The organism is Micrococcus lylae (assembly GCF_900163825.1).
GTDB lineage: Bacteria > Actinomycetota > Actinomycetes > Actinomycetales > Micrococcaceae > Micrococcus > Micrococcus lylae.
In genome coordinates this window covers 11,519-24,442 of the sequence record NZ_FUKP01000039.1, presented here as the reverse complement: position 1 = coordinate 24,442, position 12,924 = coordinate 11,519, and the positions used below count along the sequence as shown (strand labels likewise).

General features: G+C 73.0%; 11 protein-coding genes. 4 read left to right on the top strand and 7 right to left on the bottom strand.

The genetic code is table 11. From position 1 onward, the window contains the following. Window positions 1-52: 52 nt before the first annotated feature. A complete protein-coding gene (locus tag FM125_RS05770) occupies window positions 53-691 on the bottom strand; it encodes a class I SAM-dependent methyltransferase (RefSeq protein ID WP_087133940.1) in 639 nt (212 codons plus the stop codon). Window positions 692-944: 253 nt separating this feature from the next. Between FM125_RS05770 and FM125_RS05765 the strand changes: the two genes are divergently transcribed. The 4 genes from FM125_RS05765 to FM125_RS11975 all read left to right on the top strand — a co-directional run bounded on the left by FM125_RS05765 (window position 945) and on the right by FM125_RS11975 (window position 7,561). Continuing rightward, window positions 945-1,337 carry a hypothetical protein gene (locus FM125_RS05765; RefSeq protein WP_087133939.1) on the top strand — a complete coding sequence of 131 codons (393 nt, stop codon included), beginning with the start codon at window positions 945-947 and terminating at the stop codon, window positions 1,335-1,337. Next, window positions 1,318-1,917, top strand: coding sequence for a helix-turn-helix domain-containing protein (locus FM125_RS05760; protein WP_087133938.1), 600 nt, complete (start codon window positions 1,318-1,320; stop codon window positions 1,915-1,917). The genes FM125_RS05765 and FM125_RS05760 overlap by 20 nt, the downstream gene beginning before the upstream one ends. Before the next feature lie 195 nt (window positions 1,918-2,112). Continuing rightward, the gene (locus FM125_RS05755; RefSeq protein WP_087133937.1) at window positions 2,113-4,752 is read left to right on the top strand and encodes a serine/threonine-protein kinase; all 2,640 of its coding nucleotides are present in this window, start codon (window positions 2,113-2,115) and stop codon (window positions 4,750-4,752) included. Continuing rightward, window positions 4,739-7,561, top strand: a complete 2,823-nt coding sequence (locus tag FM125_RS11975) for a hypothetical protein (protein WP_180525397.1) — start codon at window positions 4,739-4,741, stop codon at window positions 7,559-7,561. Before FM125_RS05755 ends, FM125_RS11975 begins: the two co-directional genes overlap by 14 nt. 87 nt (window positions 7,562-7,648) lie before the next feature. On the opposite strand, the gene FM125_RS05745 is transcribed toward FM125_RS11975, so the two are convergent. From FM125_RS05745 to paaB, 6 genes are all read right to left on the bottom strand, one after another. Beyond that, window positions 7,649-9,028, bottom strand: coding sequence for an MFS transporter (locus tag FM125_RS05745; RefSeq protein ID WP_067190968.1), 1,380 nt, complete (start codon window positions 9,026-9,028; stop codon window positions 7,649-7,651). Between the two features lie 293 nt (window positions 9,029-9,321). Then, complete coding sequence (locus FM125_RS05740; protein WP_087133935.1) at window positions 9,322-10,107, bottom strand: enoyl-CoA hydratase/isomerase family protein; 786 nt, start codon at window positions 10,105-10,107, stop codon at window positions 9,322-9,324. An 11-nt stretch (window positions 10,108-10,118) separates the two neighbouring features. Continuing rightward, window positions 10,119-11,288, bottom strand: coding sequence for a 1,2-phenylacetyl-CoA epoxidase subunit PaaE (gene paaE / locus FM125_RS05735; RefSeq protein ID WP_067190972.1), 1,170 nt, complete (start codon window positions 11,286-11,288; stop codon window positions 10,119-10,121). Next, window positions 11,288-11,797: a 1,2-phenylacetyl-CoA epoxidase subunit PaaD gene (gene paaD, locus FM125_RS05730; protein ID WP_067190973.1), complete on the bottom strand. Its 510-nt coding sequence runs from the start codon at window positions 11,795-11,797 to the stop codon at window positions 11,288-11,290. Before paaD ends, paaE begins: the two co-directional genes overlap by 1 nt. Next, complete coding sequence (gene paaC / locus FM125_RS05725) at window positions 11,791-12,624, bottom strand: 1,2-phenylacetyl-CoA epoxidase subunit PaaC (RefSeq protein WP_070637219.1); 834 nt, start codon at window positions 12,622-12,624, stop codon at window positions 11,791-11,793. Before paaC ends, paaD begins: the two co-directional genes overlap by 7 nt. Next, window positions 12,621-12,923, bottom strand: coding sequence for a 1,2-phenylacetyl-CoA epoxidase subunit PaaB (paaB, locus tag FM125_RS05720; RefSeq protein ID WP_067190975.1), 303 nt, complete (start codon window positions 12,921-12,923; stop codon window positions 12,621-12,623). Before paaB ends, paaC begins: the two co-directional genes overlap by 4 nt. Window position 12,924 lies beyond the last annotated feature (1 nt).

Genomic DNA, 12,924 nt, shown 5'->3' with positions numbered 1-12,924 from the left:
AATCGCGAAGGACGGTTCCTTGGACGGCTTGGAGCGGAGAGCATCAGACGCCTCAGCTCCGGTTGGACTCGATCCATCCGTGGCGGCGTACGCCGGCGTCCTGCCGTGTGCCACAGTCGAGCACGGTGAATCCTGCCGCGATCAACAGGCGGGAGAGCTCATCGACCGGCCAATACCACGCCGTGGTGACGGCGTGGTCGAAGGCCTCCACCTGGTCTGACGCGAAGAAGCCCAGCAGCAGTGACCCGCCAGGGCGCAGCGCCTGGTGCGCGCGCTCCAGGAGGAGAGGCATCTCCACCGGCGGCGTGTGGATGATCGAGTACCAGCCCAGGATCCCGTTGAAGGCGGCTACGGGCAGGGTCTGGAACGAGCCCGGCTCCACGCGTACCTCCGGGTGGGTTCGGTGTGCGTGGGTCACGAACTCTTCGACCGGCTCGATGCCCGTCACCTCATGGCCCAGCGAGGCCAGGTGCGTGGTCCAGTGGGCCGGCCCGCAGCCGACGTCGGCCAGAACCCCATCCACCCGGTCGGCCCAGGCTTCGACCAGGAGCCTGTCGTCTTCGGCCACGGCGTCCATGGTCCCCAGCCGCTCCGTGTACTCGGCCGCGCGGGCGCCATAGGCGGCCCGGCTGGTGAGAAGTCCTTCCCGGGCGGCGTCGTCGAGGACGGAAGGGCGCAGACGGAGAGGCATGGATCGAGGGTAACGACCGTGATCCCGTGCGCCGGTCAAGTGAGGGGCAGGAGAAGCCGGTATCAGCCCTTCAGGTCCTGATCAGCGTATGAATCGGCTTGGCGCGTTTCTGAAACCTTCGTTGCATCTCGACACCCGCGCACCATCGCTCGGGAACGCACCCCGGCCGCCCCCGTCGCGGTTCCGCCGGCGCCCCAGCGCACCTGTCAACTATGTATTGACGCTTCCCCAGGCCGGCCATAACCTCGGTCACATGGCACTCACGCTCATGGCCACCGTCGTCTCCGTCATCCTCATCCTCGTCACCCACGGCCTCACGTCTGACGCCGACCCGGGGCCGGCCCTGCTGACCGGTGCCGTCGCCGGCCTCGCCTACACCGTGGGTGCCTGGTGCGCTCCCCTCATGCGGGCCCGCGGCGGCGCCCTCGCAGGCTCGCTGTTCAGCCGCTGGCAGCCCGCCTGGGACCGTCCGAAAGCACTGCAGATCCTGGCCGGGGCCGTCGTCGCGGCCGTGCTGATCGTGCTCAACATCTTCGAGGGCGCCACGGCCGTGATCTTCGGCATCGTGGCGGCCATCGGCGTCGGCGCTTTCCTTCCGTTGTCCGCCGATGGGGCAGACTCGGAGGATGCCCTGCGATCCCGGTGAGGAACTGACCGCCGCGCTGGCCGCCCAGGCGGCGGCCGAGCGGCGGCTGCATCACGCCGTCCACCGCGCCCGCGAGGCCGGGTGGACGTGGGAGCAGATCGCCCAGACCCTCGGGGTGAGCCGGCAGGCGGCGCACCGTCGCTTCCAGGCCGCCGCAGACGCAGGCGCGGCGCCGGCCGCCGGGGCGGCGGGGCGGGGGAGCTGGCTGGAAACGGCGCTCCAGAGCGCCGACCGTGCGGTCCGGGCCTGGTTCTCCGGAGACCTCACCGCGGTGCACGCCCTGATGACCAGCACGGCCCGCGCCGCGCTGCCGCAGACCGTGCTGCGGCAGACCATGCAGGAGGTCCAGGACCTGGCCGGTCGCTGCGCGCCCCCGGTGGACCTGACCGTGCACGAGCTGGACGGCGCCCCGCTGCCGGCGGACCCGGGTGCTGCCGGGAGCCGGCGCGCCGTGGTGGTGCGGGGCGTTGCGGAGGGGGAGCAGGCGGATCCGGTCGTCCACGTGCTGCTCGGCCCGCGCGGGCGCGTCTCCGGGGTGAGCATCCGGCTCACCGACTCCCTGGAGGTCTGGCCGCTCTGACGTCTCGCAGCGGCTAATCCCGCGGCCGCAGGGCCCGGACGGCCGCCCGCCTCACCTCGCCTCCAGCCCCCGCAGCGCTCGCCGCACCGCACTGGGCAGACTGCGCCCACGCCGCCGACTGTCCCCAGCCTGATGACCGAGTACACCTAGGCTGGAGAGCAGGCTCCGGCGAGCGTCCGGGGCGGAGGGGAAGCGATGGCATTCATGCGCAGGGGCCTGTGGGGCACCGTCACCGCGCTGCTGGCGGCCGGGACGGTGGCCGTGGGCCTGACCGGCATCGGCACGATGGCGGCCGAGCCGGGGGAGCCGGTGCGCCTGCAGCTGGAGGAACCGCTGCCGTACGGCATCACCCAGGAGCGGCTGGACGCTCTCACCGAGCAGGACCCGATCCGCTCCTGGAAGCCGATCACCGTGCGGGTGACGGACGAATGGATCGCCCGGCCGCTCGAGGAGGATGCCGACTACCCGGCGGACGTGCAGCTCTCCACGCAGCTGGAGCGGATGCCCGTGGACATGACCGTCCCGGGCTACGACCCCTCGACGCTCCCGGCGGAGCGGCACAACGGCGTGGTCGTGGACCCGGAGGTCTTCCCCGACGAGGACGAGGACGCCGGTTCCCCCACGGACCGCCCCTCGATCCAGCTGCACCAGGCGTTCGAGCGGAACCGGGACATGGGGCACTCCGCCGCCTCCGTGGTGGCCATGGCCCGCACCGCCGGCGAACTCTCCTACTCCGGCCTTCCGCGGGAACCGCTGCTGTGGATCGGCCTCACCGGCGCCATGGGCGCCCTGACCCTCGGAGCCGGCCTGCTCTGGGCCCGCGCCGTCCGAGCGGTCTCCGAGCTGCGCCGCCGCTTCCGCCTGGCCCGGGCACGCGTCGCCCGCGTGGTGCTGGACCTGGAGGCGCTCGAAGTCTCCGTGCTCGCCCTCCCGGAGGACCGCCGTCCGTCCGGCTCCGCCCAGGACTGGAACCACTTCTCCGGCCGCGCCCTCTTCCTCCTCCAGCGCGAGGAGGAACTCGAGTCCGGGCTGCGCCGTCCGACGCCGCGGACCGCCTCGGCCGTGGACCGGTACGCCGACGCCGCCGACCGCCTTGCCGAGGATGCAGCCGCCCTGGCCGGCACGGCCGAGGTCCGCGGCGGCTTCGCCGGGGCCGGGGACGTGCTGGACCGCGTCGCCTCAGCCCTGGTGGCGCCGGCGGAGCAGACGCTGGCCCGCCTCGGGCAAGCACCACGCCAGGATCGGCCGGGACAGCCGGGATACCAGCGTGTGGACGCGGCCGCAGCCGACCTGCGGGACGCCGTGGACCGTCTACTCTCGCTGCTCGAGGAGGTCCGCGGCACCCCCGGAGAGGACACGTCCTCCTGGGTGGGCCGGTGGATCTCCGCCGAGGCCCGCATCGGCCAGTGCGCCCTCGAGCTCACCCGCGCCCTGGACGCCGGGCCGGACGCCGAGGGGCGCAACGAGCTGCGCCGTGCCCTGCTCCCGGACCGCGGCGTCGCCGGCACGGCCCGTGTGCGCGAGGGCATCGGGCTGCCGCCGACCCCGGCGGAGGCGTCGCTGCTGCGCGTGCAGGAGGTCCTGCTGCTGGCCCGGGCCGCCGCGGGGGAGCCGCTGCACGCGCTGGTGGCGGAGGCCGGGACGGCCCGTGGGGACCAGGTCTCGCCGTCCGTCTCGGCGCAGACCCGACCCACGTCTGCGGCTGCCCCGGGGGCGGTGCCCGGCTCGGCCGGGATCCCCCAGGCCGGCCGCTTCCGCTTCCGCCGGGGCACCCGCATGGCCGGTGCCCTCGCCGCCGTGGTCCTGGCCGGAGCGGCGGCGGCACCCCTGGCCGCACAGGCCACCGCCGAGCCGGACTGGTACCTGGAGGGGGACCAGGAGGTCGGTGAGGTCACGGTGGACGGGGCCCAGCTGCTCCCGGCCTCGGACGTGGAGTTCACCGCGGAGGAGATCCGCCGCCGCGTGGACCCGGAGCTGACGGAGTCCTTCGACGTGACGGTGGCCGTGCGCCGGGCAGAGGACTACCTGGACCGGGCACCGGAGGACACCGCCTCCGAGTACAGCCGCCGAGTCACTCTGGACAGCGCGCTGGAGGGCAGTGAGAAGCTCATCGGAGAGTTCCCGGAGCTCACGGACTCGGCCACCGGGGAGCTGGAGCCGAACGCCGTGATCATCCCGCTGATGGTGTGGCAGGGCGGCCGCGGGGGCGTGATGCCCGCGCTCACCGGCCACGTGTACGAGGGCACCGAGTCCTGGCTCGGCGGCTACAGCTTCGAGCGCACCTCCGCCCCGCTGTGGGACGCGGACGACCCCGGTCTGATGGCGAGCGCTGTGGCCCATGAGATCGAGGACGTCGCCCGCGGAATCCAGTCCAACCGCACCTATGAGGCGGACCTGGAGTTCCTGCCGCTCTGGGCCGTGCTCACCGCCTCCGGCTCGGTCATGTTCCTCGCCCTCGGCGGCATCCTCGAGGCCCTCGCCGGCACGGCCCTGGGTCTGCGCGGCCACGGGCGCACGGGCCGTGCCCTGCGGGCGGCCCGGGGCGGCCTCGAGCAGCTCATGCTCGGCCGGGACGAACGGGAGCTGTCCGCCGTGGCCATCCTCGGAGCCGGTCCGGCGGGCTCCGCCCAGGAGGCCGGGCAGCGGCTCTACGAGTCCGCGCTCGTCACCGCCTGGCGGGAGGCCGAGGCCCTCGGCTCGCTGCCGCTCGGCGCCCAGCGGCGGCGGGACACCGTGCGCCGGGCCGAGGCGCTGCGCGACCGTGTGGAAGACCTGGCACGCCAGGACGAGGACGTGCACCGCCGGGCAGAGAGGTTCCTGCGTGACTCACGTTGAGCGAGACCCCCGACCGCACGACCGACCGGACCGGCCGCTGCCCGCGCGGCTGCTCGGGGACTGGAGCGTCAGGCCGGCGCGCTGGGCCGGGGCCACGGCCCTCGCCGCGGCGGCGACCGTGGGCCTCGGCGCCGCCGGGGTCGCCGCGGTCACCGCGGAGCCGGAGCACCGGGTCCAGTTCCGGATCCCGGAGGGGCTGCCCCACGGCATCACCCAGGAGCGGGTGGAGGCCGCGGCCGAGCGGCTCGACGTGCGCGCCTGGTCCCCGCTGACGGTGGCGGTGACGGACGAGCACCTGCTGCCGCCCGCGGACTACGGCCGGAGCGGCCCGGAGGCGGACGTGCTGATCTCGACGCAGCTGAGCCGCTCCGTGGGGGACGTGCAGGATCGCCGCCGGGAGGTGGGCGTCACCGTGGACCCGGCGGCCTTCCCAGACGGGGGAGACCTCCCCCGCGGGCACGCCCCCTTCGGCAGGGAGCCGAGCCCGGCGGAGGTGCTGAGCATCGCCTACGAGACGAACCGGGACGCCGGCAACGGGCCGAGCGCCGTGGCGATGACCGCCCGGACGGCCGCCGCGCTCGCGGACCCCGGTGCCCAGCCCGACCTCGGGACCTGGGTGGGCCGCGTGGCCGTCCCCGGGGTCCTGACGGTGCTCGGCGGCGTGATGACGGCCCGGGCGCTGCGTGCCCGTGCCGAGCTCCGCCGGATGCACCGGACGGCACGGACGGACATGTCCCACGTGGTCCTCGAGCTCGAGGCGCTGGAGGTCTCGGCGCTGTCCGTGCCGGAGGAGCACCGGACGCAGCGGATGCGCGCCCAGTGGGACGAGGTCCGCGCCGGCGCCGTCGCCCTGGCCCGACGGGAGGGCCTGATCGCCGAGGAGACGGCACGGCCCGGCGCCGACACGGAGGAGCGGGTGCGGGCCTACGCCCGAGACGCCGCCCGGGTGCGGGCGGAGGCCGAGGCGCTGGAGGCGGCGTCCCTGGTCCAGGGGGCCGTGGCCGGCGGCGGAGAGGTCCTGGACGAGGTCGCGGCCGCCCTCGTGGAGCCGGCCCGCCGGGCCGTCGCCGCCGTGCGGGGCGCCCAGGGGCGTCCGCCCGAGTCGCTCGAGGCCGCCGCTGACCTCCAGGACGCCGTAGACGACCTCCTGGCGCGGCTGCAGGCCTTCCGGCAGGATCCGGAGGCCCTCGACGCCCAGGCGTGGACGGCCGCCGAGCAGCGGATCGGGACCTGCGCCGACGCGCTCGCCGCGGCCGCGGCGAACGCGGACGAAGGCCGCGTGGGATCGGCCGCGGTGCCCTACCTGCAGGCGGTCGAGCGTGCCGCGTCGGTCCGCGGACTGCTCGACAGCTGGCCGGGCCTGCCCGCACCGGCGCAGCCTGCGGACCTGCGCGCGACTCGCGAGGGGCTGGGCCTCGATGCCCTGCCCGCCGGCGGCGCCCTCGACGCCGTGGACCGCGCGGTGGCGGCGGCTCGGGTCTCGGCCGGCGAACACCCCGAGGACGCCCTGGCGTCGGTCGCCCGGGACCGCGGCGTCGACTCCGCCGACCCCACCGCCCCGGCACACCCCACCAGCCTCGCCAGCCCCGCCGCCCCCACCGTCGGCGAGGAGGCCCGGTCCACGTCCGTCTCCACGTCCGCCTCACCGTCGGCCTCCGGCACCGGCCGCGGCGGCCCGCTCGCCTGGGCGTTCACCGAGGACCGGCACGGTCGCTTCCGGCTGACCGCCCCCGCGCGCGTCGGCGGGGCCCTCCTCGCGCTCCTGGTCTCCTTCGGGCTCGGCACCGCGGCCGCGGACCAGCTCCAGCGGGACCCCGCCGGGCTCCTGCCCGGACGGCAGGACCCCGGCGACGTCTCCGTCCACGGGCTCCCCCTGGACGGCCACTCCGAGCTGGAGCTGGACCGGGACCACCTCTCCCGGCTGGCCGGGGCCGAGCTGGCGGAGGGGCTGGACGTCGTCGTGGCGGTCCGGGACGCCGAGACCGTCCTGCGGCGGGACCGGGAGCGCCGGGCCACGGACGAGGCCGTCCCCGTGACGCAGGAGAGCGTCCTGCAGCTGCTGGAGGACATCAAGGCAGACCTGCCGGAGGACGTGGTGGACCCGGCCACCGGCGACGTCCTCCCGGGCGTCGCGGTGGTGCCGGTGGTCGTCTACCCGGACGGCCGCGGCGGCGCGCTGGAGCCGATGACCGGACCGGTGGCCACGGGGACGACTCCGCAGACCGACCCCGGCGCGGACGGCGCGGACAGCACGTCCGTGCCGCTGCGGGACCTGACCGACCCGGCGCAGTTCGCCACCGTGGTCGGCGCCGAGGTGCGCGCCGCCGGCACGCAGAGCCACGCACGGGCGGAGGACGCCGTCGACCCGGCCGAGGCCTCGACCACCCGCACGGTCGTGACCGTGGCCGGCACCGTGCTGCTCGTCGGCCTCGGGGCGATCACGGAGACCCTCGCGGGGGTCTCCGCCGGCCGCCGCGGCCGGGGCCGCACCGCCGACTCGCTGCGCCGCAGCCGCAGCACCCTGGAACGCCTGCTTCTCGAGGAGGACCGGAGCGCGCTGGACGCCGTCGCCGTCCTCGGGACCGGGCCTGCCGGCAGCCCGGAGGAGGCGGCCCACCGCCTCTACTCCTCGGCGCTGCTGGCGGCCTGGGACGAGCTCGAGGAGCTTGAGGGACAGCCGTGGTCCTCCCGCCTGGCGGACCGGCTCCTGGACCGCGCCGAGTCCCTCGAGCAGCGGGTGCAGGAGCTCGCCCGCCAGGACGGGGACGTCCGCCGTCGCGCTGAGCGCTTCCTGGCCGAGTCCCGCTGAACGGAGGACAGCGACGACGGTCCCCTCACCTGCGAAAGGTGAGGGGACCGCCGTCGTGACGTCACCGGGCGGTGACGGGCAGGAGGATCAGGCCTGCTTCTCGGCCTCGCGGATCTCGGCGACCGGGTCGTCGGAGATCTCGTCGCGGTGGTCGTGCAGGTCGCGGTCCTGGATGCCGTTCGGCACGAAGCAGACCGCGATGAAGGAGACCACGCCCAGGGCGGCGATGTACACGCCGATCAGGTAGGGGTTGCCGGTGCGCTGCAGGATGAGGTCCGAGATCATCGGAGCGAAGGCGCCGCCGATGATGGACCCCAGGGCGTAGCCGATGGAGATGCCGGAGAAGCGCACGTTTGCCGGGAACATCTCCGCATACATCGCGGACTGGGGGCCGTAGGACGGGCCGAGTCCGATGGTCAGGATGAAGACGGCCAGGGCGAACAGCGGCAGGGAGGCGGTGTTCAGCAGGGACCACATCGGAATGGCCCAGGCGATCACGATGCCGTAGCCGATGAGGAAGGTCAGCTTGCGGCCGATCTTGTCCGAGATCCAGCCGCCGAACAGGGTGAAGACCAGCCAGCCGAAGCCGCCGATGAGGGACGCGGCGAGGGTCTCGGTGCGCTCCATGCCGAGGGCCTTCACGCCGTAGCCGTTGAAGTAGGCGATGACGAGGTAGCCGGCCGCGTTGTTGGCGGCGAAGATCAGGGCGGCGAGCACGACCCACGTGGAGTGGCCGCGGAAGAGATCGCCGAGCGGGGCCGACTCCTCCTTCTTCAGCCGCTGCATCTCCTGGAAGACCGGGGACTCCTCCACGGCCTTGCGGATGAGGTGGCCGACGATGATCAGGATGAAGGAGAACAGGAACGGGATGCGCCAGCCCCAGGACATGAACTGCTCTTCGTCCATGAAGGTGGAGATGCCGAAGATCATGATGGTCGCCAGGATCATGCCCAGCGGCACGCCGATCTGTGGGTAGGCGCCGAAGAGCCCGCGCTTGCCGCGCGGGGCGTGCTCCACGGACATCAGGGCCGCGCCGCCCCACTCGCCGCCGGCGGAGAAGCCCTGCAGCAGGCGGAAGAGGATCAGGAGGATCGGAGCCCAGATGCCGATGGTCGCGTAGGTCGGCAGCAGGCCGATGAGCACCGTGGCGGCGCCCATGCCGATCAGGGTGAAGACCAGGACGACCTTGCGGCCGAACTTGTCGCCGACGTGGCCTGCGACGATCGCGCCGAGCGGGCGGACCAGGAAGGAGATGCCGAGGGAGGCCCACGCGGCGATCTGTGAGCCGGATTCACCCATCGGCTCGAAGAACAGCGGCGCGAGCACGAGGCCGGCGGCCTGGGCGTAGATGAAGAAGTCGTACCACTCGATCGTGGTGCCCACGAGGGTGCCCGCGAGGACCTTGCGCTCTTCGCGCTTCTTCGCGGCGGAACCCTGCCCGAGCGTGTCGGTGTAGGTGGTGCTCATGAAAACTCCAGTGGGAAGACGGTGCGAGAGTGTCCGGTCCGCCGGAGCGGCTGGACTGCCGAGTCGAGTGAGGGGAACCGACCGTTCGGTCGGGAACTCGGTGGCGCCACTCTATCCGAGTCGGTGAGCCGTGTCACACCGTGTCGTGAGAATCCGCCCATGATGTGAGATGTGCCGCGTTGTCGCGTGGCTCAGGGTGCACAGGCTCGTCCAGCGGTGATGACACGACGACGGCGCCGTCACCTCGTGAGGTGACGGCGCCGTCGTCGGGAAGCGGCTCCTGCAGGAGCCGGTCAGCTGCGGCCGGTGAACTCCGGCGTGCGCTTCTGCTGGAAGGCCTTGAAGCCCTCCGCGTAGTCCGCGGTGTTGCAGAGGTCGCCCTGGGCGACGTTCTCGGCGTCCAGGGACTCCCACAGGCCCACGCGCCGATCGCGGATCTGAGCGACGAGCTCCTTGGAGGCCTTGAAGGCCAGGGTGGCGCCGGAGGCGACCTGCGCGACCTTGGCGCGGGTGAACTCCAGCAGCTCGTCCGCCGGCACGGCACGGGAGAACAGGCCGGCCTGCACAGCCTCGGCGCCGGAGATCAGCTCGGCGGTGTAGACGAGGTCCAGGGTGCGGTGGGCGCCCAGGCGCTCGGTGAACAGCCAGTGGCCGCCGGAGTCCAGGGTGGCCCCGAGGTTGGCGAACGGGGAGCCGATCTTGGCGTTCTCGGCCACGTAGACCACGTCCGTGGCGATCGCCAGGCCCAGGCCCACGCCCAGGCACGCACCCTGCACGGCGGCGAACGTCGGCACCGGAAGCTCGGCCATGGCGTGCAGCACCGGGGTGACCTTGTCCCGCAGGTAGGCGGTGGCGTCGTCGTCCGCCGGGACGACGTTCGAGATGTCACGTCCGGCGCAGAAGCCGCGGCCCTCCCCGCGCAGCAGCAGGGCGCGGACCTCGCCGCGCTCGGCCGCGGCGGCCACGTCCGCATAGGCCTTGCCGAGGTCCGCGAGGGCGGCCTCGTCCAGGGAGTTCATCTTCTGCGGGGCGTTCAGGACGATCTCGGCGACGCCGTCGGCGATGGTCAGGTCGATCATGGGAACCCTCCTCAGGAGTCGAAGTCGACCGTGATGGTGTCCGAGGTCGGACGGGTCTGGCAGGTCAGCACGTAGCCGGCCTCGACCTCGTCCTTCTCGAGGGCGTAGTTCTCGTCCATCTCGTAGGTGCCGTCGGTGACCTTGGCGCGGCAGGTGCCGCACACGCCGCCGGCGCAGGCGAACGGGACGTCCGAGCGCACGCGCAGGGCGGCGTTCAGCAGGGTCTCGTGCGCCGACTTCGGGGACTCGACCTTCCCGGACAGGCCGTCGAGGTTGAACTCGATGGTGTAGTTGTCTCCGGCCGGGTCGGTCTCCACCACGCGGCCGGACTGGCCCTCCGGGTTCTCCGGGCGGCCGGTGGTGAACAGCTCGAAGCGGACCTTGTCCTCGGCCACGCCGCGCTGGGCGAGGGAGTCGCGGACCAGCTGGACCAGCTCGAACGGGCCGCAGAGGAACCACTCGTCGGTGCCGTTCACGTCGATCACGCGGTCGAGGAGGGTCTCGAGCTTCTCGGCGTCGATGCGGCCGGACAGCAGCGGGGAGACGCGCTGCTCGCGGGAGAGCACGTGGCTCACGGTGAAGCGGGCCGGGTACTTGTCCTTCAGGTCGCCGATCTCCTCCGCGAACATCACGTCCATGGCGGAGCGGTTGGCGAACACCAGGTCGAAGCGCGAGGTGTCCGAGGCGGCCAGCACGGCCTTGGCGATGGACATGATCGGCGTGATGCCGGAGCCGGCGGCGAAGGCCACCAGGTGGGTGTTCTTCTTCTCGGACACCTTCTCGGCGGCGAGCTCCTCGGCGTTGTTCATCGAGGTGATGTGGGTCCGGGACGTGAAGGCGCCCTGCGGGTTCATCACGTCGATCTTCTCGCCGACCTCGAGGACCTCGTTGGCCCAGGTGGAGAACCTGCCGCCCAGGTCCTTCTTGACGGCCACGCGGATCTCACCGCGGCGGGGCACGGCGCAGATCGAGTAGGAGCGGCGGATCTCGGCGCCGTCGATCTCCTTGCGGAGCGCGACGTACTGGCCCGGGAGGTAGTCGTAGTCGTCCGCGAGCTCCTCGGGGACGGTGAAGGTGACCTCCACGGAGTCCGAGGTCAGCTTGCGCAGCCCGGTCACCTCGAGGGTGTTGAACGTGGCGCGGCGCTTGCGGCCGATGGGGGCGTCGGTGGTCTCGGTCATCAGTGCACCTTGAAGTAGTCGAAGGGTTCGAGGCAGTCGTTGCAGGTGTGGAGCGCCTTGCAGGAGGTGGACCCGAAGCGGGTGATCTCTCGCGTGTTCAGCGAGTGGCAGCGTGGGCACTTGACGGCCAAGCCGATGCGCACCGGACCGTCGGTGGTCCGGGCCGCAGGCGGGGCGATCCCGTACTCGCTGAGCTTGGCCTTGCCCTCGTCGGTCATCCAGTCCGTGGTCCACGCAGGCTGCAGCACCAGGCGCACCTCCGCGTCCTCGAAGCCGGCCCGGGACAGGGCGAGCTTCACGTCCGTGGTGATGGTCTCCATGGCGGGGCAGCCGGAGTAAGTCGGGGTGATGACCACGACGGCGCGGCCGTCCTCTGCCCGTGCCTGACGGAGGATCCCCAGGTCCGCGATGGACAGCACGGGGATCTCCGGGTCGTGCACGGTGGCGGCGGCGTCCCAGACCTGCGCGTCGGCGGGGTCGGCGGGACGGAGCTCGGCGGCTTTCACCACTGCGCCTCCGGGTACCGGCGCGCGAGCACCTGCATCTCGGCCAGGATGTAGCCGCGCCACTCGGAGGTGGCGCCGGAGCGGTCGAGGCCGCGGGCGGTCGGGGAGGTCGGGACCTCGAGGCCGGCCTCGGTGATGGCGCGCGTGATGCGCTCCAGGGTCGGCTCCTCCAGCGAGGACGGCAGCACGGCGATGCCCTGGCCGGCCAGCTCGGCGGTGTTCTCGTCGTCGTAGAAGAGCTCGCCGACGTACGGCCACAGCTCGTCCAGGCCGGCCTGCATGCGGCGGGCGGACTCCTCGGTGCCCAGGCCCAGGCGGTTCAGCCACACGGCGGCATGGTCCTGGTGGTACAGGACCTCCTTGAGGGCCTTGTTCGCGATGGCCGAGAGGGTCTCGTCCTTCGAGTCCACGAGGCGGGTGTACAGCTCGTACGAGTAGAACGAGTAGTACAGCTGGCGGGCGATCGTCTTGGCGAAGTCGCCGTTCTCGGCCTCCACGAGGCGGGCGGAGCGGAACTCCTCCTCGTCGCGCAGATAGGCGAGCTGGTCCTCCGTCTTGCCCCACGCGGTGCCCGCGTAGGTCAGGAAGAAGCGGGCGTGGCCCACCAGGTCCAGGGCGATGTTGCCCAGGGCGATGTCCTCTTCGAGCTCCGGGGCGCGGGAGATCCACCAGGACAGGCGCTGGCCGAGCATCAGGGCGTCGTCGCCCAGCTGCACGGCGTAGTTCGCCACGGCCTCCGAGGCCGTGGCGCCGGACTCGGCGATCTCCTCGGCGGTGATGGCCACACCGGCGGACTGCTTGGTGGCCGAGTCGTTGGTCGCGAAGCTCACAGGTGCGGCACCCCCTCGGACTGCTGGTAGTAGGTGGCGTGGCGGTAGGACTTGCCCTGCGCCGACTCGAAGAAGCCGCCCTTGGAGTCCGGGTCGGAGGCGGCGATGGCCTCGGCCGGGACGACCCACACGGAGGTGCCCTCGTTGCGGCGGGTGTACAGGTCGCGCGCGTTGCGCAGCGCCATGGTGGCGTCCGGGGCGTGCAGGGAGCCCGCGTGCACGTGGGACAGGCCGCGCGAGGCCCGGACGAAGACCTCCCAGAGCGGCCAGGCGTTCGAGGTGGACGTGTTCTCGGTCATG

What these genes read in the sequence shown, in the direction of transcription:
- FM125_RS05755 (WP_087133937.1), top strand. Translation starts at nt 2,113, where the DNA reads ATGGCATTCATGCGCAGGGGCCTGTGGGGCACCGTCACCGCGCTGCTG.
- paaE (WP_067190972.1), bottom strand. Translation starts at nt 11,288, where the DNA reads ATGACCGAGACCACCGACGCCCCCATCGGCCGCAAGCGCCGCGCCACG.
- FM125_RS05770 (WP_087133940.1), bottom strand. Translation starts at nt 691, where the DNA reads ATGCCTCTCCGTCTGCGCCCTTCCGTCCTCGACGACGCCGCCCGGGAA.
- FM125_RS05745 (WP_067190968.1), bottom strand. Translation starts at nt 9,028, where the DNA reads ATGAGCACCACCTACACCGACACGCTCGGGCAGGGTTCCGCCGCGAAG.
- FM125_RS05760 (WP_087133938.1), top strand. Translation starts at nt 1,318, where the DNA reads ATGCCCTGCGATCCCGGTGAGGAACTGACCGCCGCGCTGGCCGCCCAG.
- paaB (WP_067190975.1), bottom strand. Translation starts at nt 12,923, where the DNA reads ATGACCGAGAACACGTCCACCTCGAACGCCTGGCCGCTCTGGGAGGTC.
- FM125_RS05765 (WP_087133939.1), top strand. Translation starts at nt 945, where the DNA reads ATGGCACTCACGCTCATGGCCACCGTCGTCTCCGTCATCCTCATCCTC.
- FM125_RS05740 (WP_087133935.1), bottom strand. Translation starts at nt 10,107, where the DNA reads ATGATCGACCTGACCATCGCCGACGGCGTCGCCGAGATCGTCCTGAAC.